General features: G+C 38.7%; 19 protein-coding genes and 1 pseudogene. All 20 read right to left on the bottom strand.

Annotation, left to right across the window (positions count from 1 at the left end; translation table 11 throughout):
* Positions 1–35 precede the first annotated feature (35 nt).
* Positions 36–905, bottom strand: coding sequence for a helix-turn-helix domain-containing protein (locus tag GMD3S_RS0205320; RefSeq protein ID WP_000879848.1), 870 nt, complete (start codon positions 903–905; stop codon positions 36–38).
* A 2-nt stretch (positions 906–907) separates the two neighbouring features.
* Entirely contained in the window at positions 908–1,294 is a 387-nt protein-coding gene (locus GMD3S_RS0205325) for a Mini-ribonuclease 3 (protein WP_000567923.1), read from the bottom strand.
* The gene (gene cysS, locus GMD3S_RS0205330) at positions 1,287–2,630 is read right to left on the bottom strand and encodes a cysteine--tRNA ligase (RefSeq protein ID WP_000591105.1); all 1,344 of its coding nucleotides are present in this window, start codon (positions 2,628–2,630) and stop codon (positions 1,287–1,289) included. The genes GMD3S_RS0205325 and cysS overlap by 8 nt, the downstream gene beginning before the upstream one ends.
* Before the next feature lie 17 nt (positions 2,631–2,647).
* A complete protein-coding gene (locus GMD3S_RS0205335) occupies positions 2,648–3,169 on the bottom strand; it encodes a dihydrofolate reductase family protein (protein WP_000301980.1) in 522 nt (173 codons plus the stop codon).
* An 8-nt stretch (positions 3,170–3,177) separates the two neighbouring features.
* The gene (locus GMD3S_RS0205340; RefSeq protein ID WP_000923409.1) at positions 3,178–3,942 is read right to left on the bottom strand and encodes a nucleoside phosphorylase; all 765 of its coding nucleotides are present in this window, start codon (positions 3,940–3,942) and stop codon (positions 3,178–3,180) included.
* A 13-nt stretch (positions 3,943–3,955) separates the two neighbouring features.
* Complete coding sequence (locus GMD3S_RS0205345; protein WP_008280814.1) at positions 3,956–4,156, bottom strand: YdeI/OmpD-associated family protein; 201 nt, start codon at positions 4,154–4,156, stop codon at positions 3,956–3,958.
* Positions 4,157–4,205: 49 nt separating this feature from the next.
* The gene (gene cysE / locus GMD3S_RS0205350; protein WP_000539955.1) at positions 4,206–4,823 is read right to left on the bottom strand and encodes a serine O-acetyltransferase; all 618 of its coding nucleotides are present in this window, start codon (positions 4,821–4,823) and stop codon (positions 4,206–4,208) included.
* Between the two features lie 15 nt (positions 4,824–4,838).
* Positions 4,839–7,052: a polyribonucleotide nucleotidyltransferase gene (pnp, locus tag GMD3S_RS0205355; RefSeq protein WP_000166425.1), complete on the bottom strand. Its 2,214-nt coding sequence runs from the start codon at positions 7,050–7,052 to the stop codon at positions 4,839–4,841.
* A gap of 580 nt (positions 7,053–7,632) precedes the next feature.
* Positions 7,633–8,499 (bottom strand): methylenetetrahydrofolate reductase [NAD(P)H], encoded by an 867-nt coding sequence (gene metF, locus GMD3S_RS0205360; protein WP_008284314.1) that lies wholly within the window; start codon positions 8,497–8,499, stop codon positions 7,633–7,635.
* A gap of 94 nt (positions 8,500–8,593) precedes the next feature.
* Entirely contained in the window at positions 8,594–10,843 is a 2,250-nt protein-coding gene (gene metE, locus GMD3S_RS0205365) for a 5-methyltetrahydropteroyltriglutamate--homocysteine S-methyltransferase (protein ID WP_000108231.1), read from the bottom strand.
* 260 nt (positions 10,844–11,103) lie between these two features.
* A complete protein-coding gene (locus GMD3S_RS0205370) occupies positions 11,104–11,397 on the bottom strand; it encodes a helix-turn-helix domain-containing protein (RefSeq protein ID WP_000797741.1) in 294 nt (97 codons plus the stop codon).
* Positions 11,387–11,752: pseudogene (locus GMD3S_RS10400) on the bottom strand (type II toxin-antitoxin system RelE/ParE family toxin). Before GMD3S_RS10400 ends, GMD3S_RS0205370 begins: the two are co-directional and overlap by 11 nt.
* A gap of 156 nt (positions 11,753–11,908) precedes the next feature.
* Positions 11,909–12,274, bottom strand: coding sequence for a TIGR02328 family protein (locus GMD3S_RS0205380; RefSeq protein ID WP_001241798.1), 366 nt, complete (start codon positions 12,272–12,274; stop codon positions 11,909–11,911).
* On the bottom strand, positions 12,258–12,662 hold the full coding sequence (locus GMD3S_RS0205385) for a YbgA family protein (RefSeq protein WP_000435150.1): 405 nt from the start codon (positions 12,660–12,662) through the stop codon (positions 12,258–12,260). Before GMD3S_RS0205385 ends, GMD3S_RS0205380 begins: the two co-directional genes overlap by 17 nt.
* Positions 12,663–12,754: 92 nt before the next feature.
* Positions 12,755–14,356, bottom strand: coding sequence for a type I restriction-modification system subunit M (locus GMD3S_RS0205390; RefSeq protein ID WP_000450455.1), 1,602 nt, complete (start codon positions 14,354–14,356; stop codon positions 12,755–12,757).
* Positions 14,357–14,399: 43 nt separating this feature from the next.
* Positions 14,400–15,155 (bottom strand): hypothetical protein, encoded by a 756-nt coding sequence (locus GMD3S_RS0205395; protein ID WP_000255407.1) that lies wholly within the window; start codon positions 15,153–15,155, stop codon positions 14,400–14,402.
* 18 nt (positions 15,156–15,173) lie between these two features.
* Positions 15,174–16,955 carry a P-loop NTPase fold protein gene (locus tag GMD3S_RS0205400; protein ID WP_000138469.1) on the bottom strand — a complete coding sequence of 594 codons (1,782 nt, stop codon included), beginning with the start codon at positions 16,953–16,955 and terminating at the stop codon, positions 15,174–15,176.
* A 28-nt stretch (positions 16,956–16,983) separates the two neighbouring features.
* Positions 16,984–18,180, bottom strand: a complete 1,197-nt coding sequence (locus GMD3S_RS0205405) for a haloacid dehalogenase-like hydrolase (protein WP_001113489.1) — start codon at positions 18,178–18,180, stop codon at positions 16,984–16,986.
* A gap of 29 nt (positions 18,181–18,209) precedes the next feature.
* Complete coding sequence (locus GMD3S_RS0205410) at positions 18,210–19,427, bottom strand: restriction endonuclease subunit S (protein WP_000042200.1); 1,218 nt, start codon at positions 19,425–19,427, stop codon at positions 18,210–18,212.
* Complete coding sequence (locus tag GMD3S_RS0205415) at positions 19,420–23,376, bottom strand: YobI family P-loop NTPase (RefSeq protein WP_000410316.1); 3,957 nt, start codon at positions 23,374–23,376, stop codon at positions 19,420–19,422. The genes GMD3S_RS0205410 and GMD3S_RS0205415 overlap by 8 nt, the downstream gene beginning before the upstream one ends.
* Positions 23,377–23,385 lie beyond the last annotated feature (9 nt).

A 23,385-nucleotide genomic window follows, 5' to 3' on the forward strand; every position in this document is an offset into this window, starting at 1 on the left:
AAAATAAAAAAGTTCTGTGCAACTTGCACAAAACTTTAAAGAATATCTGGTAAAATCAACTGATAACACAAGGTAAGATCCGTTAACTCCTTCAACTGAAGTCCTGTCAATTCTTCCCATTTGTCAATCTTGTATTGGAGAGAATTGCGATGTAGATAGAGTTGCTGGGCTGTTTTAGTTAGGACAGCACTATTTTCCCAGAGAGAAAGGATAATTTCCTGAATCTGATCCTGATCCAAAATCATCTGGTGCAGACATTCTTTAATGACTCTCAGGTCCACAATCCTTTCTCCCATACTCCAAAGATAGAGTTGTGAAAAGGTGTGTACACCTTGATGACCTTGACGCCACCATGTCTTAAACAAATCCCGCTCCGCTTTGATTAAGTCTGATAGGGCTTGATAGCCTATCTGAGACCACACCTGCCCCAACATGATAGACAGACGAAGGCCAAAGTCATACTCAACCGCTTCAATCGTATCAGATAAGATTGAGCGGACAGAGGTATACTTATCTTGTTGAAGAACAAATACATAATCCTGAGCCCCGACCTGCAATACTGTCTGGCAGTTGGGAAAGAGGGTCTGCATCATATCCAGCCAAGAGGCTAGATTTTCCTGTTGGTAATAAGACAGATGGCAATAAACCAGCTGAATTTTTTTAAATGCTTGCGGTGCCTGCCCCTTCCCCTCAATCAGATAGGGATACCAAGGATTGAGCGAACGAGCCTGCTCCTGCTGGGTCAAAAGGGCAATTAACTGCTTTTCACGTTCAGTGAGATTGGTCTCCTCCAGTAAAATCCACTGTTGAGAAGTCAGAGGAAGTGTAAGATATCCTAGTTTCTCTATTGGCTGATCTGAAATCTGAGCCTCAGGAAACCAGTCTAGTAATTCTTTTGCAAGCATTTCTACGCCTCCACTTTTTGGATACACCACGAAATCAAGGTCTCTAGACGCTCCATATCTTCAGTCAGATGAAGATAACCCATGACCGCTTCAAAGCCAGTCGACATCCGATAAGTTACGACATCCGCATTTTTAGCCTTTGTGTGGCTATTGGTATTGCGCCCACGTTTATAGATTTCTTCTTCTTTTTCCGTTAAAACTTGCTCCTCCAACATCAGGGAAATCAGGCGAGCCTGAGCCTTGGCCGATACATACTTGGTCGCCTCTTGGTGAAGTTTATTGGGCTTGGTCATGCCTTTTAGGATGAGGTGACGGCGAATATACATAGAATACACCGCATCCCCTTCAAAGGCTAGAGCAATTCCGTTAATGAGATTGACATCAATCACGTGTCCACCTCACTCCATCTTTGGTGTCAAGGAGCTTAATCCCTTGAGCAGCCAGTTGGTCACGGATTTGGTCTGCTGTCGCAAAGTCACGATTAGCACGCGATTCTTGGCGTTTTTGGATCAAGGCTTCAATTTCTGCATCCAAAACTTCCTCAACAAAGACAATTCCGAAGACTTCTAACATGGCCGCAAGAGCTTCCTTAACACTTGCATCATAGTTGCCTGAATTGATCCATTTGGCCATTTCAAAAATAACTGTGATACCATTGGCAGCGTTGAAATCCTCATCCATAGCGGCAACAAACTTATCTTTAAAAGCCTGTAACTCTTGAGCATCTACAGTCCCAGAAAATGGTTGCTCATAGGTGTTCTTTAGATACTTGAGATTGGTCTCGGCATCACGCACTGCTTTTTCTGTAAAGTTGATCGGCTTGCGGTAATGCTGAGTCGCAAAGAAGAAACGAAGTACTTGCCCATCAATGGTCTTAAGAGCATCATGCACGGTAATAAAGTTGCCCAAGGACTTGGACATCTTGACATTATCGATATTGACAAAACCATTGTGCATCCAGTAGTTGGCAAAGATCTTGCCTGTTTTGGCTTCTGACTGGGCAATTTCGTTGGTATGGTGAGGAAACTCCAGATCAGCTCCCCCACCGTGGATATCAATGGTATCGCCCAAAATCTCTGTTGACATGACCGAACACTCGATATGCCAGCCCGGACGACCAGGTCCCCAAGGACTGTCCCAAGAAATCTCGCCTGGTTTTACAGCTTTCCAAAGGGCAAAGTCTACAGGATTTTCCTTGCGAGCCGTTTCTTCATCGGTACGACCTGATGCACCTAGCTCCAAATCTTCCAAGGTTTTGTTAGCCAACTTAGCATAGTTATGGGATTTTTCCACTCGGAAGTAAACATCTCCTTGACTCTCGTAGGCATAACCTTTTTCAATCAAGTCTTCCACAAAACGAATGATGTCAGCCATAAACTCTACTACACGCGGATGACGAGTCGCAGGTTTCACGCCCAAAGCCGTCACATCCTCACGAAAGGCAGCGATGTACTTGTCCGCAACCTCCAGAGGCGTGATACCTTCTTCCTTGGCACGGTTGATAATCTTATCGTCTACATCCGTGAAATTGGAAATATAGGCAACTTCGTAGCCACGGTATTCGAAATAACGACGAATGGTATCAAAAGCTACTGTTGAGCGGGCATTGCCGACATGGATATAGTTGTATACAGTTGGCCCACAGACATACATCTTAACCTTGCCGTCCTCAATAGGTACAAATTCTCGCAAATCACGAGACATGGTGTCATAAATTTTAATCATGCGGTCCACTCCCTTCTCTATTTCTGACTTTTTCGGCTGAAAACCAGCTCTGCAAAAGGGCCAAATTGTCTGAGGCTATCCAGTTGGTAAAAGCGCTGCCCTTCCTCTTGAGTAAAGAGGGGAACTCCCTTTCCTAGGATAAGGGGCGCTATCTGAATAATGAGGTGGTCGAAAAGATCCGCATCCAAGAGCGGTCCTACCAAGGAATTACCACCAATCACAAAGACATTTTTGCCTTTGTCAATCTGTTGAACAAAGTCCACCACATCCCCAGCTACTGGCTGGTAATTGCTGACAGGCAGGTGCCTATCATGTGTAAAGACATAGTTTTCCGTAGCTTGATAAAAACTTTCTACATCTTGCAAATCTTGGATTTCCTCAAAGGTCCGCTTGCCCATGATGGTGATATCCATTTGCCTGTAAAAGTCATCATAGCCTGTATCCTCTACAGAACCAAGCTGATGCAGCCAGTCTATCCTGTGCTGACTGTCTGCCAAGTAGCCATCCATGGTGATACAGCCGTAAAAATATACTGCCATTCTTGTAGTTACCTTTCTAGTTCCTCGGCTATTATCAAAGCGATAGTGAAAAAAGTCATGGCATCAGCTGTCCGCTCTTCATGGCGGGCATCCCAGATTCGGTTATGATGATCCACATAGTCAGCTGTGTAGAAGAACTGATAGACTTTACTCTTGCGAAATTGACTCCAAGCCATGATAGCTGAAGCTTCCATGTCCACCACTTTGGCTCCAGCAGCCAAGCGACGCTTGACCTTATCAGGCGTTTCTCGATAAAAGGCATCAGTCGTCCAAGACTTGGTGCGGATATGTTCGATATTGTGCTTGTCAAAGATGGCTTCCAGCTCGATCAGCAGAGACTCGTCATAGGCGACTTCGTCACCCGGTGGGGCATAGTGATAGCTAGTTCCTTCATCACGCAATGCAGCTGCAGGCAGAATAATCTTGTCAGCCTCAATTGAGCGGTCCAAAACGCCACAGGAACCTAAAATGATGAAATTTTTGAAGCCTCTGGCCGCCAACTCCTCCAGCTGGCCGACTATCATGGGAGCCCCAATTGGAGCCAACATAACTGCTAGCTTGCTAGGTCCTTGGCCATAAATATACCATGGATGATGGCCGTTTATGCTTTTCAAATAGCCTCCCTGATAGACATTTTCTGACTCAATCAAACGTTTCAGAATCTCGCCATTAAAGGACAGGATGATGGTTTCGCACACCTCACCCTTGTCAGGGACTGGCTTTTCAGTTGGCTCAATAACTGCTGCTACATCTTCAAATTCCTCTAATAGCATAACTTCTCTTTCTTTAAGGCTTCAGCAAATCCGCCTTCATTTTATTTAGACGGCGCAGTTTGGTCTCATCTTTTTTGGCTTCACTGATATAATGAGCCCATTCACGCTGGTGGCTAGGTGGCAGTTTAATAAAGCGCTCCTTAGCAAGACCATCCAAGCGTTCTTGCAACTCAAGAACTGCCTGGTTCAAAATTGCATCTGATAAATCTGACATAGTTCTTACCTCCTGTCATACTTCACCTCGATAACTTTGCTACCCTATCCTACAGACTTGATGAATGGTGACTGGCTTCACGGGCATGTTCTAGCTTGTCTAGATAGTATTCTCGTTTTTCTTCAACTTCGTGGATCATCGGCTCATCTTTCTGTCCATGAACTCGGACGATCTTAGCTGGGATTCCGACAACTGTCACATCGCTCGGAACATCTGCCACAACCACTGCACCCGCCCCAACTTTGGCTTTCTCTCCAATTTCAATAGGGCCAATCACCTGAGCATGGGCTGAAATCAGCGCCCCTTTTCGGACAGTCGGATGGCGTTTACCAACATCCTTCCCTGTTCCACCAAGAGTCACTCCGTGATAGAGAAGAACGCCTTTTTCAACAATCGCCGTCTCTCCAATCACCAAGCCTGAGCCATGGTCGATAAAAACACCTGATTCTATCTGAGCACCCGGATGAATCTCTATCTGAGTCCAAAAGCGCCAAAACTGACTATGCAGCCGAGCCAGGAGTTTGAAGCCGTGCTTCCAGAGAAAATGCGAGAAACGGTGGGCAGCTAAGGCCTTGACACCTGGATAAGTCAGCAAAACTTCCAAACTGTTGCGTGCCGCTGGATCATTTTCTTTTACAATATCAATGGTTTCGCGCCACCATCCCATACATTTCTCCTTTTCTTATTCTGAATCTTTTGGTGTTTCTGTAAATTCTTTCTTAGGTTTGTGGTCCTTGTGATGACGTGGACGGTGAGGTCGCTCAGACTTTTCGCCTTTTTCATCATGATCAGGTTTTGGAGGACGAGGAAGAAGAGCCTTCATAGAGGCATCGATACGGCCTTTTTCATCAATCTTGATAACCTTAACGTCGACTTCATCACCGATAGCTACCAAATCTTCGACACGGTTGGTACGAGTCCAAGCCATTTCAGAAATGTGCACAAGTGCATCTGTCTTATCAAAGAGGTTGACAAAGGCACCAAATTTCTCGATACGAACAACCTTAGCATGGTAAACTTCATCCACTTTGGCTTCACGAACCAAGCCAGCGATGATTTCTTTGGTTCGGTTAATAGCAGCTTGGTCGCTAGAGTAGATAGAAACATTACCTTCTTCGTCGATATCAATCTTAACGCCTGTTTCAGCGATAATTTTGTCGATGGTTTCTCCACCCTTACCGATGACAATCTTGATCTTGTCCACATCAATCTTGATAGTATCAATTTTCGGTGCAGTTGGAGCCAATTCTGGACGAACTTCTGGAATAGTTGCTTCAATCACATCAAGGATTTCAAAACGAGCTTTCTTGGCTTGAGCAAGGGCCTCAGTCAAGATTTGTGCAGTAATCCCTTGGATCTTGATATCCATTTGAAGGGCTGTAATCCCGTCACGAGTACCGGCAACCTTAAAGTCCATGTCTCCAAAGTGGTCTTCCAAACCTTGGATATCTGTCAATACAGTGTAGTTATTTCCATCTGAGATAAGTCCCATGGCAATACCAGCTACTGGCGCCTTGATTGGCACACCACCAGCCATAAGGGCGAGCGTTCCCGCACAGATAGAGGCTTGAGAAGATGAACCGTTTGATTCTAACACTTCAGCTACCAAGCGAATCGCGTATGGAAATTCTTCCAAACTTGGCAAGACTTGAGCAAGAGCACGTTCACCGAGAGCCCCATGACCAATTTCACGACGACCAGGCGCACCGTAACGACCAGTTTCCCCTACAGAGTATTGAGGGAAGTTATAGTGGTGCATAAAGCGTTTCTTGTACTCTGGATCCAAACCATCAATGATTTGAGTTTCACCCATTGGAGCCAAAGTCAAAACTGAAAGAGCCTGAGTTTGTCCGCGAGTGAAGAGACCTGAACCGTGCACACGAGGAAGGAAGTCAACAACCGCATCCAAAGGACGGATTTCATCGACCTTACGCCCGTCAGGACGCACCTTGTCTTCTGTAATCAAACGGCGCACTTCAGCGTGTTCCATTTGTTCCAAGATTTCAGCCACATCACGCATAATACGGTCAAATTCTTCGTGGTCTGCATATTTTTCTTCATACACCGCAGTCACTTGGTCTTTAACTGCTTGAGTCGCAGCTTCTCGAGCCAATTTTTCTTCTACTTGGACAGCTTTTTGGAGGTCACTGTTGTAGGCTGCGATGATTTCAGCCTGCAAGTCAGCGTCTACATGAAGCAATTCCACTTCTGCTTTTTCCTTACCAACTGCCGCAACGATTTCTTCTTGGAAGGCAATCAATTCTTTGACTGCTTCGTGCCCTTTGAGAAGGGCTTCCAACATGATTTCTTCTGACAATTCTTTGGCACCAGACTCTACCATGTTGATGGCGTGTTTGGTACCAGCTACTGTCAATTCAAGGAGAGATTGCTCTGCTTGTTCTTGCGTAGGGTTGATGATGATTTGACCATCTACATAGCCCACTTGCACCCCAGCAATTGGTCCGTCAAACGGAATATCTGAGATAGAAAGTGCCAAGGATGAACCAAACATAGCCGCCATTGGAGCAGAGGCATTTTCATCATAAGAAAGGACGGTGTTGATAACTTGGACTTCGTTACGGAAACCTTCCGCAAACATAGGACGGATTGGACGGTCAATCAAACGCGCTGTCAAAGTCGCATCTGTTGAAGGACGTCCTTCACGTTTCATAAAGCCACCAGGAAACTTCCCAGCCGCATACATTTTTTCTTCGTAGTTGACTTGAAGAGGGAAGAAATCCCCAGTTGCCATTTTCTTAGACATAACGGCAGCAGTCAAGACAGTTGACTCACCGTAACGCACGACAACAGAGCCATTTGCTTGCTTAGCAACCTGACCAGTCTCTACAATTAACTCACGACCAGCAAAAGTCGTTTGAAACACTTGTTTTGTCATTTTAATCCCCTTTGGATTGATGAAATTATACGCCTTGCCTACAAAGATCAAGATACTAAAGTCGCAAAAAGCAAAGTAAAAATAGGAAACTGGCGAAGTCTTCGATAAAGACAAGACAGTTTATCTTTTTTACACAGCTTTTCGGCCGTGTTCAATTACTCATGATTGCATAAATTAACGCAGTGTGCGATGCACACCAGGAAATCTATCTTTTTCACTAGGGATTTAGCCCGTGTTCAACTATCAAGATACAAATCATTAGAAAGGTTTGATGCTAAAGCATCTAATCCTTTCACGCTAATCGCTATTAGGCGATTAGCTAAATACTTTACTAACTCTCTCGTCAAATAACATCGATTTGACTCGTTCGTGTCGCTCAAACTAAATACTGAAAAGAACAAATTATGAAAAAATTTCTATCATAAAATTGAGAATCGACAAAGCCTTTAAAACTTTTATACCCTCATCTTTGTATCAAGTACGTACAGAGTCTATTTTATCATATTTTTCTTAAAAAGTGCGGGCTTTTCTATTAAAAAGGAACCATTCCCCTCACCTGAGAAGAATGGTTTGCTTTTTATTATCCTAAAGACTGATGGTTGAACAAGGCATGGGTTGCTTGGTGGATGTATTTTGCTGTTTCAGCATTGTTCATGGTGTAGAGATGCACACCAGCAACATCCTGAGTTACCAAGTCCACGATCTGATCCACGGCATAGGCAAGTCCTGCTGCTCTGAGCGACTCAGGGTCATGCTCATACTTGTCTAAGATGGCCTTAAATTTACGTGGAAGATGGATATTCTCACAAGTCTTCAAGAGACGAAGCGCTTGATTTCGATTCAGAATTGGCATAATCCCCGCATGAATAGGAACATCAATCCCTGCCAAGGTACACTTGTCTTGAAAATCGTAGAAGCGCTCATTGTCAAAGAAAAGTTGCGTTACGAGACTGGAACAACCTGAATCCACTTTCTTCTTGAGGTTTTGAATATCCGAGATTTGGTTTGGAGAGTCAGGGTGTCCCTCTGGATAACAAGCACCAACAATATCAAAGTGAGGGGCTTGTTCCTTGATGAACTCGATCAAATCCGTTGCGTAGCGGAAATCCTTTTGTGGCTCCACATCAGGGATAATATCCCCACGCAAGGCCAAGATTTTCTGTACCCCAACCTTATCCAAGTCTGCAATGGTTTCAGCAACTTTGTCCTTGGTCAGATAGATAGCTGGCAAGTGGGCAATGGTTGGAATCGCCAAGTCATTCTGGATAAAGTCAGCCAAACGAACCGTTGTTTCCTTGATATTAAATTTATTATTGCTGGCAGTCACACTGATAAAGTGCGGTGTCAGCTCCCGCATATCCTGCAAGGCTGAAATAATTTTATCATTACCCACAGCTGGGTTTGGAGGGAACACTTCAAATGAAAGTGACGGAGTTTGGCGTGACATAATCATTATCCTTTTCTTTTTGATTTCATGATTGCTGAGCCAGCTAGGGCCAAGCAGTTCCTTGATCAGTCAGTGTCAAGAGAGAAATCTTATCTTACAATTTCTCACGCGCAGCTTTAGCTGCTTCGACAAGGCGGATCAAGCTTTCTTTTGTTTCTGGAATACCACGTGTTTTCAAACCACAGTCAGGGTTGATCCAAACTTTCTTGCTTGGAACTTTGGCAAGAATAGCATCGATTGTGTGGTCGATTTCGCCTTCATTAGGCACACGAGGAGAGTGGATATCGTAAACCCCAGGTCCCACTTCTGTTTGGAAGTTTTTCGCTTTGAGTTCGTCCAAGATTTCAAGGTTTGAACGGCTTGCTTCAAAGGAAATAACGTCCGCATCCATGTTGTCGATAGCTGGGATGATATCTGTAAATTCTGAGTAACACATGTGGGTGTGGATTTGAGTGTCTGGCGCTACTGTAGAGTGTACCAAGCGGAAGGCTGGAATAGCCCAGTCAAGGTAGTCTTCATACCAGTCGCTACGACGGAGTGGCAATTTCTCACGAAGAGCAGCCTCGTCGATTTGGATGATTTTCACACCTGCAGCTTCAAGGTCAAGAACTTCATCCTTAATAGCAAGGGCGATTTGAAGAGTTGAGTCCTTGATAGAGATGTCTTCACGTGGGAATGACCAGTTAAGGATAGTAACAGGTCCTGTCAACATACCTTTAACAGGTTTGTCAGTACGGCTTTGTGCGTAGCTAGACCATTTGACAGTGATAGGGTTAAGACGAGTTACATCACCCCAGATGATTGGTGGTTTCACCCCACGCATACCGTATGATTGTACCCAACCATTCTTAGAGAAGAGGTAACCGGACAAGTTTTGACCGAAGTACTCAACCATGTCGTTACGCTCGAATTCACCGTGTACAAGTACGTCAAATCCAACTTCTTCTTGCCATTTGATCCATTCGTCGATTTGCTCTGCCAAGAACTTGTCATAGTCTTCTGCTGACAACTCTCCCTTACGGAAGGCCAAACGTTTGGCACGAACTTCCTTAGTTTGAGGGAATGAACCGATGGTTGTTGTTGGAAGATCTGGAAGTTTGAATGCTTCTTCTTGAATAGCTTCACGTTCTGCAAAGGCTGGCAAACGAGTGTAGTCTGCTTCTGTCAATCCAGCGATACGCGCACGAAGTTCTGCATTTTCACCCACACGTTCAGTCGCAAAGAGTTCTTTGTTAGCTGCAAGAGCTTCTGCGCCTTGACCATTGCGGATAGCATCCAAATCACGAATCTCATCCAATTTTTCAACTGCAAAGGCAAAGTGGTTCAAGATAGCTGGTTCAAATTCTTCGTTAGCTGTTGTAAATGGCACATGAAGAAGTGAGCATGAGCTTGTCAAAACAATGTTTTCAGCTGGGATTTGCTCAAGAACAGCCAAGCTCTTTTCGTAGTTGTTGCGCCAGATATTTTTACCATTGACGATACCTGCATAAAGAGTCTTGTCTGCTGGGAAACCACCTTTAACGAGTTCAAGAGTTTTCTTACCTTCAACGAAGTCCAAACCAATGGCATCTACTGGCAAGTTCACAAGATCAGTGTAGACATCACGAACATCACCGAAGTAAGTTTGAAGCAAGACTTCAAGACCTTTTTTGTCAGCCAAAAGCTTGTTGTAGAGGTTCAAGAAGAGAGCTTTTTCTTCAGCTGTCAAATCTTTTACAAGAGCAGCTTCGTCGAGTTGGATGCGAGTCGCACCAAGCTCCGCCAATTTAGCAAAAACTTCTTGGTATGCAGCCACTAAGCTATCTACGAAGTCTTCAGCTTTCACGCCTTCTTCAAAGTCTGACAATTGAAGGAAAGTGAATGGACCTACAAGAACAGGACGAGTGTTGAGACCAAGTTCTTTTGCTTCTTGGAACTCATCAAAGATCTTGTGACCAGCCAATTTAACTTGAGTGTCTTTTTCAAATTTAGGAACGATGTAGTGGTAGTTGGTGTTGAACCATTTCTTCATCGGAAGGGCACGAACATCCCCTTTTTCTCCTTGGTAACCACGTCCCAAAGCAAAGTAACGCTCAAGGTCAGACAAGTCCAAGTTTTGAACTGAAGCAGGTACCACGTTGAAAAGGAAAGCTGCATCTAGGAAGTTGTCATAGTGAGAAAAGTCATTTGAAGGGATTTCAGTGATGCCTTTTTCTTTGACAATGTTCCAGTGTTTAGCACGCAAGTCTTTTGCTGCTGCCAAGAGTTCTTCTTCTGAGATTTCTTTTCTAAAGTATTTTTCAGTTGTAAATTTTAATTCGCGGAATTCGCCCAAACGAGGGAAACCGATGATCGTAGTTGACATGATGTGTCCTCCAAAATTTGTTGTTGAAACTATCTTAACAGAAAAGAAAGGGTCTGTATAATTGTAAATAATTAGGCTTTGATATAGTTTGAAACTATATCATTCTTTTGGACAAAAGAAAAAGACTTGAGACCAGCGTCTCAAATCCTTTGTATCGCTTGTTTTGTGGCTGTATTTTAGTTGGAATGCTCAAACAAGCTATTGACGATTCTTATAAGTGACTATGGCTTGTTATTAGAAAAGACTATAGGTCAGTTTAATCAACTTTTTTCCTGTTCAAGTGGGACGACTGCTAGTGTCTTTCCTAAACTGGCTAAAACTCTTAAGACCGTATCCAACTGAGGACTGGTCTTTCCTGTCTCCATCCTAGCTATGACAGGCTGGCTTACTCCACTGAGTTCTTCTAGCTTTTTCTGACTGATACCTTGCTCATGTCTAGCTTCTATCAACTCACTCATGATGGCCACTCGCATATCACTTTCAAGGATTTCCTCCTTGGTAAAGAGTTCTTTTCGGACATCCTTCCAATTACTCCCAATGGCGCTATTTTTCATCACTTAACCCTCTTTCTTTTAAGTCCTTCAGTTCACGCTTGGCTTTATCAATCTCTCTCCTAGGAGTTTTCTGAGTCTTTTTAACAAAATGATGTAAAAGAACAAAACTCCCATCAAACCACGCTACAAATAAAATCCTATCCCTCAGAGGTCTTAGTTCCTAAATTTCATCTTCCAAATGTTTGATATAGGGTTCACCAGCTCTAGTCCCATGCTGACTCAACAACTCAATATAGTCATTTAATTTATTGAGTTTGATGCGACTATCCTTACTTTTCTGACTAGCCAATTCTCTCATATAATCTAAGACTGGCTCATTTCCATTTTTGTCCTTATAGAAGTAAATTGTATGCACCAAGTAGCCTCTTTCTAATTAAATTATAACTCAAAAGTTATTAAAAGCAAATTCTAATATTCATAAAAAGGAGACCTTAGAATCATTCTAAAGGTCTCATCTTTATTATTCGAAAAAATTACGAGAAGAGTTATAATGTGGAGCTAATCCTGACTCTTACACCAACTCAATGCCTTTCTCTCGGAGATTAGCCAGACATTCCTCATAGTATCCTGCATCATGCTCACTGTAGACGGGATTGTCCAACTTCTCCTCAGGCAAGTCTTCATAGGGAGGGCAGGTTTTGCCACGGTAGTCCTTGTCCAGCCACTCTGGACTGACATTGTAGCCACGGCCAGCCATCTCCTCCATGATCAAGCGATGATAGGCATAGAGACGATAGGGCGAGTGGGTAAAGACATAGTCCACCGTCGCATGCTTTCTGCCCCAGCCATTGCCACGCAGGGCGCAGCACTCTCGATGTTGCCCCAAGAGCTGCGGACGGGGAAGTTGTGAAATCAAAGCCTCATGCCAAAGTCTCATGGGTGTCTCCTTTCAGTAAAGTCGAATGTTGCAAGTAGGTATTGGGATAGCGATTAAGCAAGTCTCGAGTCTTAGCAATCAAGTCTTCCTTGGAAGCCTGACCAAAGCGATAGCGATCAAGCAAGAGCATATAGTCCTTGCGCTCAACATCTGTCGCTTTCTTTTTGAAATAGCCCCAAATATGCTGAAAGGCATTGCAAACCTGACCCCTGTGTTCTGGGATCTGGCAGGCACGGTCAATCATCTCTTGAACCTGACTCAGCTCCACCTGTTCATTCTTCAAGTATTGGCGAATCTCATTGTAAATATTGCTGGAATGGCTCAAAACGAGGTATTTGTTTCTAGCCCAGAGTTGTTGGCACTGGGATTTTTGGTTAATTTGTTCCATGTTTCTCCTTACTTTCTATCCGTTTCCAGGAAATATGGAAACAAAGTTGTATCCTAAAAATGAGCGAATTATGAGCGAATCAATTACACTCATCACCCTTTAAAGTTTTTCAAAAACTCTTTGAGCTCAGCATCAGCTTCTGGTGTGGTTCCGTGGAGTTGGTTCAACATTTCAAGTAGAGAAGCTGTTTGGCTTTCGATAGCTTGATTTGTCTCGTTAATCTTGCTGACGATATCAGTTAGTGGTTCAACTTCTTCTTCCTCAAAGGTATCTACATAGCGAGGGATATTGAGGTTATAGTCATTTTCGACAATTTCTTCATAGCTCGCCAGATGGGCAAACTTATCCATCTCCTCACGAGACTTGTAGGCTTCCAGAATCTTCTCGATATGGGCATCCGTCATGATATTTTGGTTTTTGCCCTTATCAAACTCCTTAGAGGCATCGATAAAGTAGACATCACGATTGGTACGATTCTTTTTGAGAATGATAACCGTAGTCGGAATGCTGGTGTTAAAGAAGATATTGGCTGGTAGACCGATAACCGTGTCAATAGCTCCTTCTTCTAACAAGGCCTTGCGAATGGTTCCCTCCGCATTGCCACGGAAAAGAACACCGTGAGGAAGGACGATAGCCATGACCCCATTATCCTGCTTGAGGTGGTAATATCCATGCAGGAGAAAGGCAAAGTCAGCCTTAGACTGGGGTGCCAGTTTCCCAAAAGGAGAGAAACGAGGATCATTCAGGAAGCCAGAGCTTGCTGACCACTTGGCAGAGTATGGAGGGTTCATGAGAACACCGTCAAAGTTGGTCGGTTCCTGTGTCGGCCAGTCTTCATCCAGTGTATCGGCATTGTGGAGAAATTGATTCTCAACTGGAACCCCGTGTAGGATCATATTCATCCGTGCTAGGTTATAAGTCGAGGTATTGAGCTCCTGACCAAAGTAGACAACTGTCTGCGGTTTATGAGAATATTTCTTGGCATTAAGCAAAAGAGAGCCAGACCCCATAGTCGCATCATAGATAGTAAAACCTAGCTGGTCTTCACGACCCAAAAAGGCAATCTGAGTCATAAGCTTGGCAACAGGCTGAGGCGTATAGAACTCACCAGCTTTCTTACCCGAGTCAGTCGCAAACTGACCGATCAGATACTCATAGGCATCCCCCAACATATCACCAGCATGACCAGCCACATCTAGCATAGCCAACTCTTTCATGACCGCTGCTACCGTTTGGTTTTGCTTTTGCGGAGTCGCCCCTAGCTTTTTAGAGTAAAGGTCGATATCTTCAAAGAGGTTTTCATAAAGGTCGTCGCTTTGCTCGATATCACGAAAACCTTGAGCTAGATCTTCCAGCTGGAAAGTTCCCTCATTGACACGTGCTACCAGAGCCGTAAAGGTCAAGTGTGGCTTGATGATGTAGTTAAGCTCATCATTCATAACAGAGACCAGATCCTCATGGGTATCCGCATCCTCGTAGTAGTTACGATAGACCTCAAGGGCATCCTCAAGACTATCCGTCCCCTCTTCCATGGTCTCCGCCACGAAAAAGAGCATCTTGTCAGACAGGTACTTATAAAAGACCATGCCCAAAAGATAGGACTTGTAGTCATTGGCATCCATCTTGGAGCGGAGAACATCCGCTGAATTCCACAGGGCTTGGTAGAGCGACTGGGACGTTTGTGTTGTTTCCATAATGTTTCTTTCTAAGTTTTGCAATTTATTTTTAAACAAGCATTCATTTATAACAAATCACTTCATTTTCAATCGTTTGAATCAAATCTAAAGGAATAGAAGAGACTGGAAGTTGATAAACGATATTTTTTCGAGGGTTATAAAATCCAAGATTTTCGATAGACAGGAAGTCAGGGTCAAAGGAATGTAGGCCCATGATATAGTAGACAAGGACTTGTAGTGTATGGTCTTTATTAGGAGCTGTTTTAGTCACCTTAAAATCCCACAGTGTATCCTTGGTCAGAAAATCTCCATCACCCTTATCAATCGTATCTGTATAGCCTCCCAAAAAGTTAAAACCATCCTTTACCAAAGGACCATAGAGGTCGAAAAAGCAAAGACTTCGTTCTACCATGATACGAATATTCTCTATCGTTTCTGCATCTACTATAATTTCCTCAAAAGGCTTATAATACTGTTTCCCTGCACGATAAACAACATCAAAAGAAACCAAACGACACGCACTTTCTATCGATAAATCGTCCAATCCTGTCACCAAATCGAGCAGTGCTTCTGCTAGGTCTCCCATACCAACCATCTGAGCTCCCTTTAGAGAAATTCTGAAAGCATCATGGGCTTCTGTCCCTTTCATAAAGCGTGTCAAGTAGTCCACACAAATCCCCACTAAACTAGGAGATAAAGACTCTACAGGATGCAGAACTCTATGGTCTTCGAACTGCTCTACTGAAAATAATTTGATGGGCAGATAACCACCTCGAGGTTGCTGAATGTCTTTTATACGTTGTGTTACTGATACCATGGCAACTCCTTTTAGCTTTTAATCTTCGAATTTGAATCCTTCTTTTTCAAGTTCGTTTAATCTTTCCTTAATACTTCCTTTTAAGAAAATAATATCTTCTTCGTCAGCATAAGTGTTAAAATCTTTTACAAAAATATATTCTTTATTTTTAGAATTATACCCAGGTTTATTCTGATCTTTATTACTTATAAATCCAAATTCTATCCAAAAACGGAGGAACTCTTCTGTACTTAGTTTCATTATGGCTCCCCAGATAGTATTGCTCCATTCATAAAATTGAAGTACTTTATCTAGTTCATACAAGTGAATCAAAATTACTATATATTTCCACCTGTATGATGGAAATTCTTTATCATCAGGACTTAATCCTGTATTAACACCTTCCATATCTTGATATCTAAAAATTTTATGTTTGAAAATAAAATAGAATATCTCGCTTACATCTGTTTTACCTAAAACACTCTTTAAAAATAAATAAGTCTTTTTAACTAATTCAATATTCACATCTTGAGTCCCTATCCTATATTCAGGAATTTCAGTCTTAACCTTCTTCTGCAAAATAAGATTTACTAGCAAGTTATCTTCACTGTGAGTTGATACTTTTAAAGCATTTGAAAACAATAAATCTTGTTGTTGATTAGTTAGTTTTTCGTATTCTCCATTGATAAAATCTCGGAAATCATTCTGTGAAAGTAAAATTTCATTAGAAAGCTGTCGTTCATCATCAATAATCTGAATCAATTCTCCAGTGAGTCTATTTGATGGTACTTCATTTATAAGGTAAGCTTCCTTATTTAAAAAATAACAACTAGGATATGAATTATTTTTTTCAAATAAAATATTATGAAGTTCTTTTAATATTAACGTTTTATTCGGATCTAATTTAATAGATCCTTTATCTTTCTTTAGACTTTCATAAAATTTTGGATAATATAGAAAAAGATATATAACAACAAGTTGTTGCTCAATTTGAACATATTTCTCTTTATTACGTCCAATCAATTCTAGATTAACATAATCATTAAAACGTTCTCTGTCTCGTAAATTTCTTTCATCTGTTATGAACGCCCTCTTAAATCCATCAGAAAGCTTTATTTCTAATCTCTTTTCCAATTGTTCGAAATAATCACTCCATATTTTTGTAGGATGGAGAACAAATGGCAACTCAATTCGTCGATCTATAATTTTTGAAAGATAATTACTCTCACTTCTATGGATTATCTCTATATCTCCAATAAAAATAATCGGAAGTTTTCCATTGAGTAAACTAAACAGTTTATAACTTGCTTCCTGTTGAGCTGGAGTCATCCTGTCAAAGTCGTCAACAACCAAGATTTTCTTCCTACATGAAAGATAATTTTTAGTCAACAACCAGCTATAAATTCCATCTGATTTTATTTTCAAAAACTGATGGATTGCAACTATTAAAGCAATTACTCCTGCAAACAAAACAACCCAATTAGGTACATAAGCACTTAGACCCAAATCAACTACATTAGTCATTAGGATTGATAATGCAATGCATAGAATTACAATTAATCTTAAGCCCCAATAAACAAATGGATGTAACCTCGCAAAAACTGTCTCTAGAGTTGATCGACTGTCATTTAATCTCCAAAAATCAATGATTACTAGTTTAACTTGTTTTGTATCGTCGACTTCTTTAAGAAAGGTAGACTTACCTGATCCCCAAGTACCATTAAGAAAATATGTCTTATTTTCTCTTAATAAATTTGCAAAATTTTTCGATGCAGTTGCGGTATCAATTTGATCTAATTTTATAAAATTATTTTCCGTCATAACCTACCTAATAATTCTCATCTACAATTTAAGATTCAAATTTTTGTTGAATATTTTCAACTTTGTCTCTAATTAACTCATCAGTATTGCTACCAAGTTGTTCAATAAGATACTGGTAAAACTTTTTAATATCTGGATCATTTAAAATATGCCATACCTGTGTATTTACTAGTGCAATTTCTAAGAGATCTTCCAATTCTTCATATTTCCAACTAGTATATTTTGATAACTTCTCAACAATAGCATGAGTATTTTTGAAACTACCACTACTTTCTAATGAGTTGATTAAATCTAATTTCTCTTGCTCTTCTTTTGGTTTAGCTTGTTCGATAGCTTCTTTTTGATTATTGTACTTTTTCTCATACAGTTTTTCATTGTATACAGTTTTATCAATAATCAATTTCACTAGTTCGTCAAGCTCACTACCCTCTGAATAGTCTGCAGGAGCAAAGTAAGAAATACGATTATCTCTCATCATTTTATAGACTTTATTCTTTGCCTTCAGTTCATCTTTTTCATCTGGATTAAAAACACCGACAGAATATCCACCTTGAGAATTCACCAATTTCATACAAGGAATATCTGTATCGCTATCACCTAAATAAATCATATTTCGAAATGGAACTCTGATTTCGTCAGGTGCGAAAGAATCATTAACCGCTTCATCATTAACATCAAGAACACCCTTTGAGATACGAAAAAGAAACTGTGTCTTATTAGTATAATTCACTACTTGAGCAGGCCAGACAGCAACTCCATCATCATCAAAATAGAAAGAAGTTGCGTATAGTTCTTTAAACTCTTTTGCAATTGTAGTTCCTTCTATCATCTCTTTTAAACCTGAAGATATAATATAATGCTCGACAATGATCCCTTTATCATACCCGTAGTCTCTTATGCGTTTAAACCAATCCTCTACTCCAGGAAAAAGTGCAACCTGAGATCCATACTCAGCTAACTTCTCTTTTGTAAAGACGATTTGCCCACGTGCTTTTTTCTTCATTGTATACATATAAGCAAGGTTCTTATCCATATTATTTGCCGTGGCACGACCATTTGACTCCTTCCAAAAATCACCAATCATATCGCTACCTTCTGGTTGTACTGTTTGGATATATCCTTGAGCCTGCATATTATCTGGAGAAAGTGTCTTATCAAAATCATAGCAAAGTGCAATAACAGGTCTATCTGTTTTCTTTTCACGGTTAAAAGTTGTATCTGGCATAGTTAGCCCCCCTTCAGTTAAATAAAACGTTAGATAAACATTTCCTGCAAGAGTTTCTTTTTCAGAGTCTCAAGCTGAGAAATTTTTTCTCGATAAGAATTGATGAGATTATCGAGGTTAGAGAAGTAAGCGCCGATGGCTTGTTGTTCAGGGAGAGATGGGATAAGTACTTTTTTCGATAGTAATTCCACTTTAGTAATACCCTTTATTGATGTCCCTTGAAGTTGGTTAACCTCCTTTTGAAGTAATCTATATAGCAAATATGCTGTGAATTCTATATTTGATTTAAGATTTGAGAGTGATAAAAAATCTTGACTTGTTGCGTATTCATGACGCATCACTGCTAACTTCCCAACTCCAACTCTCGTAACAACCGCAATTGAATCCTTTGGAATTATTTTGGCTGATGAATTTTCCAATCCTTTCTCAGAAATACTTTTTTGAACTTTAATCTCAAATAGACAATTTATCCCTAAGTCAGATGACTGAATCCAAGGAATATCCCCATCCCAATATTCCTGAACATTTGTTTTTGGAGTGCCACCACTTTGAAAGTCATCAGCTAAATCATTAATTTCACGAAGCTCCCACTCACCTTCAAAACCATCCAAACGAATCTCAGGAACCGTCTGTCCAGCTTTGGGAAACATTTTGGCAAGCACGGCAACCTTGAAAGATTGGTAGTTGGCTAGATTGTCCTTGTAGCAGGACAGAAGGTCGTCGAGGGTGCGGAATAGGGAGCCGATGGCGGATTGTTCTTCTGGACTAGGAACTGGAACCTTGGTATTACGAAGCGTTTCTAGCCCCAAAAATTTTTGAGTATTCCCTGCCATTTCAATTTGAATATATTTATTGAATAAGTTCGTTTTTAAATATTGCAGTAAAAATTGATTTTGTATTTTTCCACCATTTTTTATCAATCCAACATTTTTTATAGAAAATCCATCTATTTCAACTAAAACTGGCTTTCCTATTGTACCAATTAGCCCAAGTAGAATATCCCCTACTTCTACTTTTGAACGTTTATTTATCTCATTATAATCTGACTCAGAAATTAATGATACATCATTTAGATTTAGTCCAGAATCTGTTAAATTCTTTGAAGTTACTAAAGGATACCCATTGTCAATGTATTTTGGAGATGAGTGAGTCCCATCTCGAACGTCTTTGACTTCTTTTAATCTTGTATATGACCAATGATTTAAAAAACTCTTAAATTTTATTGGAGTGATACTATTTTTACTCATGATTTTCTCCCAAGCTATCTTTAAATTCGATCTGTTTCGTCCTAAATCCATATAGCTTTAGTACAGTTCCTTCACCTCCGGACTTATTAGATATCAACTCCCTTTTCTTTAAGTAATCGAGTAGTTTTTTATTAAATTTAGAATTCGGTACCTTCGCATCCTGATTCCCTTTTCCACCATTACTTTCATTTTGGTTTAATTTTTCAAAGGCAGCTTCCCATTTAGTATAGTTATTATCATTGATTTGTTCCTTCAAAATTTGCATAATATCCGGTAATTCTAATAAATCTAAATACTCACCTAATAAATCTAGCTTATCTATTTTGATTCTATTTTCTGAAACAGAAATTAATTTTTCTAAAAGTTTTTTCTTATGGTCAGCTGAGACATCATTCGAATTCAGGATTGATTCATACAATGAATAACTAATTCCTTCTTCATCCAACTCTATAAATTGTTTTATATATTTTTTAACTATCTTTTGTATATTTTCTTGAAGCTGTTTGTCACCTTCATCAAAAGTATAGTTGTCTATTAAATATATAAAATAATCTTCGTTATAATGATTATCTAATAGAAGTGCTAATATTTTTAAATCTATTTTTTCTTCAAATTCATTCTGTTCATATAGAATTTCAAGTTGTTCTATATCAATCTGTTCTTTGTTAAAATTCAAATAATCATTAATATTATAAAGAATAAAGAAACCTATGAGTTCGGAATATTCTTCCTTTATAAAATCTATATTAATTTTGTTAAAATCAATTAGATGTTGAGACATTAGATCTTGGAGTTGATCATTATCTATGCTCTTATCGTCAAAAATTTCATAGTAAGGAATTCCTATATCTCTGAGTAGCTGTATTCTTATAGTTTTCTTTAATCCTAAGGATTTTATGATAAACTTTTGAAATTTTTTGCCAATTTCTTCCTCTAAGTTTTGATAAATATTATTATCCAACCTAAAATTAGTACTCTGATTAATAAAGTCTACTAAATTAGTATCTCCTTCATTGTTTTGGCTAAAATATTCTAAAACAATTTCAGTATTCACTTCTGCTTTTTTAGTCTGAACAAGATTTTTTACTAGTAATTCTCGATTTTCACTAGATAGATCATTGAATTTATCTTGAGTATAAGTTATATAAAACTCTGGGATACTGGAGATAATTTTTTCTTCTAATGTAACGTTTTTAATTTTTTCGTCATTATCTGAGTCGTCAGATTCATCACGTTCTAATGTTTCCTGAGGTAATTGATAATTAAATACAACATTATTATTCAATAATTGTTCAATATACTCAGGTTTATCACGCATCTCTCCCTCTGATAAAGTAATATACATTAAAATATACTTTAGGAATTCTTCATCAGAAGATTGACAATAATCTAGTAAAGGTTTTAATCCATTTTGACCAGTCATGATTTCATAATTTTTATGTTTTACATCTGATAACTCTGTGCCCATATCAGAATACCGTTCCATGAAAAATAGTACATTATATTTGCAAATATCGTATAAGCGATTCTTATAAATATAATTCAGCACATTTTCCTCATATCCTGAACTCTCAAAATCAAATTCCTTAATTTTAAAATCTATAGCCGATAAATTGTATTTAAACTTCTCAAAATCACAATAATAATTTTGAAAAATATTAAGAAAAACCTCTTGTGTCATCTCTAGATATTTAGAAATTTGTTCTTTTGTTTCTTTTGTACAATCGTACAAATCAACTAAATTCATTAAAGATAATATCAATCTTTTATCAACCAAATTACTATGTTTTTGGCGAATATACTCATTGAAGAGTTCCGAGTTATGATGTAGCCATTTTATCAAAAACACCCTTATATCACGCTCTGAGAAAAACGATTTATTTTCAACATCTAATCTAAATAATTCGTTATAAAAGTCCAGTAAAAATTCCAAAATATTATCTTGGTGAAAGATTAATTTCAACTTCTCATTATGTTCGTTTGCATATAACAGAAATCTAAATAAATCATAATTTAACACATTACTACTTTTATAATTTTTTAATTCTAAATAATTAAAGATTTCATCAAAATTTTTTAGAGAAATATTATATTTATTCTGTCTGCCAGAAATTACATTTCTTAAATATTCTTTTTCTTCTACCGTTATCGTATTCTCATAGAAATAATTCAAATAATCTTGATAGCTCTCATCAATATAAGTATTTCTAATTAGGAAAGAAATTATTGAGAATTGAGGATTCTTTCTTATTTCTTCTGTAAAGTCACTTTTAAAATCATCAATATCTTTAGCATATTGATAAACGTCTGATAATCTATAGCTGTCTAGTTCACCAAGTTCATCATTTATTTTCTTAATTTCTTCTCTTAGTTTTTCTATTATTTTTTTATTTTTAGTATTCTTTAAACGCTCTTGAAATTCCGGAGTATTCCTACTAGGAAATAAAGAATCAATATCCTCATTTCGTTTATATTGATTATACTCCGCATCATGATAACTATCAAAGGAATAAATTTCACTATCTCCTGCAATTAACTCTTTTATGTAATCATAACGTGTTGAAAAATCTTTTTCAAATTTTCCATTTACTTTAATTATTTTTCTTCCAGACGGTATTTTTAAGATAGTTCCATATAATTCAACTTCATCGTTTAAATGTTCTTCCTCAGCATTCTCTATCTTTCTCTCCAAAGCATTTTTCTTATTATTTAACTCCTCTCTAAGATTTTTTAATGCTATTTCTTTTGAGTTCAACAATTCATATAAATACCCTTGATTTCTTTGCAAAAGTGAAAAATCTTTAGGGAAAATATTCTTATAGACTACCATTGAAAAAATTTTCTCACGCTCTAATGGTAATTTACTCAATGTTTCTTTATAGGTCAGATACTCATTACAAATATTATTGATTAATCTCATATCGTCAAGATATAAAGAAATATTAAATAAAAACGTCTTGTCTAACCTAGTGTATTCCCTCATTTCTGTCAGCAATTTTTTTAAAATATCATGAGAATTAGAAGCGGTTACGACAGGAACTACAGGTATAATAAAATCAAAAAACTTCGTTCTCTCTTGTGATTCAAACAAATCATCCTTTACAAGATAGAAAAACACCAGCTTGGACTCGCCACATATCTTTCTTTTTCTATTGATAACTATATTTAATTCCTTCAATTTTTCAAAAATTCTAGAATCATTAAAACGTTCAATATCTTCAAATACTATAACATCCGCTTCAGACTGCTTAAACAAATAAAGTACATCATCTAAATAGCGATCAAAATAAGATACCCTTGAACTTTCATTTGAGAAGATTTCAATATCAGTTTCAACTTTTTCTGCCTTTAAGGATAATTTTTTGATAAAACCAAAATCTTTTTGTAGCTTCAGTAAAAAATAAATTCCATATACAATTAAAATAAATAAAGTTATTAATACAAGAAGAGAAATAATAGGTTTCGTAGTCCAAGATAACCAACAAAAGTTATGAACCAATTCACTCCATGAAGAAATATTAAAAAGATACAAAGATAATAGTATGGTTAAACTTAGATACAGTGTAATATTGAGAGGGTTGATCTGTGATTCAGCATCAAGAGTTTTAAAAATGGATTTCCTTATTTTGTTAGGATCTATTTGATGAAGCAATTGATTAATTATTTTCCCTTCAATGGTATTAATTTCTCGCTTATCAAGTCCATTTTTTTCACTACTTTTTATTTCATCATATTGCCCCAAAGAAATATGAATGAATTTTGTCTTTTTACGTTTTTCCTCAAAACTCTCAACAACACTACTTTTTCCAGCTCCATAATTACCAGTAATAGCTACATTTGTTACTTCCGAATTATTGTCAATCGCAAACTTAAGTGCTGCTAGTGTTATCGGCTTTATTTCAACATCTTTATTTGAAGTAAGTGCTCTAAACTTATATTCTTTTTCCATTAACTTTTC

Origin of the sequence: Streptococcus sp. GMD3S, assembly GCF_000298695.2 — a bacterium.
Classification (GTDB): domain Bacteria; phylum Bacillota; class Bacilli; order Lactobacillales; family Streptococcaceae; genus Streptococcus.

Excerpts from the sequence above, each read along its gene's own strand:
- GMD3S_RS0205320 (WP_000879848.1), bottom strand. The coding sequence starts at position 905 with ATGCTTGCAAAAGAATTACTAGACTGGTTTCCTGAGGCTCAGATTTCA.
- cysS (WP_000591105.1), bottom strand. The coding sequence starts at position 2,630 with ATGATTAAAATTTATGACACCATGTCTCGTGATTTGCGAGAATTTGTA.
- GMD3S_RS0205335 (WP_000301980.1), bottom strand. The coding sequence starts at position 3,169 with ATGGCAGTATATTTTTACGGCTGTATCACCATGGATGGCTACTTGGCA.
- GMD3S_RS0205340 (WP_000923409.1), bottom strand. The coding sequence starts at position 3,942 with ATGCTATTAGAGGAATTTGAAGATGTAGCAGCAGTTATTGAGCCAACT.
- GMD3S_RS0205345 (WP_008280814.1), bottom strand. The coding sequence starts at position 4,156 with ATGTCAGATTTATCAGATGCAATTTTGAACCAGGCAGTTCTTGAGTTG.
- cysE (WP_000539955.1), bottom strand. The coding sequence starts at position 4,823 with ATGGGATGGTGGCGCGAAACCATTGATATTGTAAAAGAAAATGATCCA.
- pnp (WP_000166425.1), bottom strand. The coding sequence starts at position 7,052 with ATGACAAAACAAGTGTTTCAAACGACTTTTGCTGGTCGTGAGTTAATT.
- metF (WP_008284314.1), bottom strand. The coding sequence starts at position 8,499 with ATGTCACGCCAAACTCCGTCACTTTCATTTGAAGTGTTCCCTCCAAAC.
- metE (WP_000108231.1), bottom strand. The coding sequence starts at position 10,843 with ATGTCAACTACGATCATCGGTTTCCCTCGTTTGGGCGAATTCCGCGAA.
- GMD3S_RS0205370 (WP_000797741.1), bottom strand. The coding sequence starts at position 11,397 with ATGAAAAATAGCGCCATTGGGAGTAATTGGAAGGATGTCCGAAAAGAA.
- GMD3S_RS0205380 (WP_001241798.1), bottom strand. The coding sequence starts at position 12,274 with ATGAGACTTTGGCATGAGGCTTTGATTTCACAACTTCCCCGTCCGCAG.
- GMD3S_RS0205385 (WP_000435150.1), bottom strand. The coding sequence starts at position 12,662 with ATGGAACAAATTAACCAAAAATCCCAGTGCCAACAACTCTGGGCTAGA.
- GMD3S_RS0205390 (WP_000450455.1), bottom strand. The coding sequence starts at position 14,356 with ATGGAAACAACACAAACGTCCCAGTCGCTCTACCAAGCCCTGTGGAAT.
- GMD3S_RS0205395 (WP_000255407.1), bottom strand. The coding sequence starts at position 15,155 with ATGGTATCAGTAACACAACGTATAAAAGACATTCAGCAACCTCGAGGT.
- GMD3S_RS0205400 (WP_000138469.1), bottom strand. The coding sequence starts at position 16,955 with ATGACGGAAAATAATTTTATAAAATTAGATCAAATTGATACCGCAACT.
- GMD3S_RS0205405 (WP_001113489.1), bottom strand. The coding sequence starts at position 18,180 with ATGCCAGATACAACTTTTAACCGTGAAAAGAAAACAGATAGACCTGTT.
- GMD3S_RS0205410 (WP_000042200.1), bottom strand. The coding sequence starts at position 19,427 with ATGAGTAAAAATAGTATCACTCCAATAAAATTTAAGAGTTTTTTAAAT.
- GMD3S_RS0205415 (WP_000410316.1), bottom strand. The coding sequence starts at position 23,376 with ATGGAAAAAGAATATAAGTTTAGAGCACTTACTTCAAATAAAGATGTT.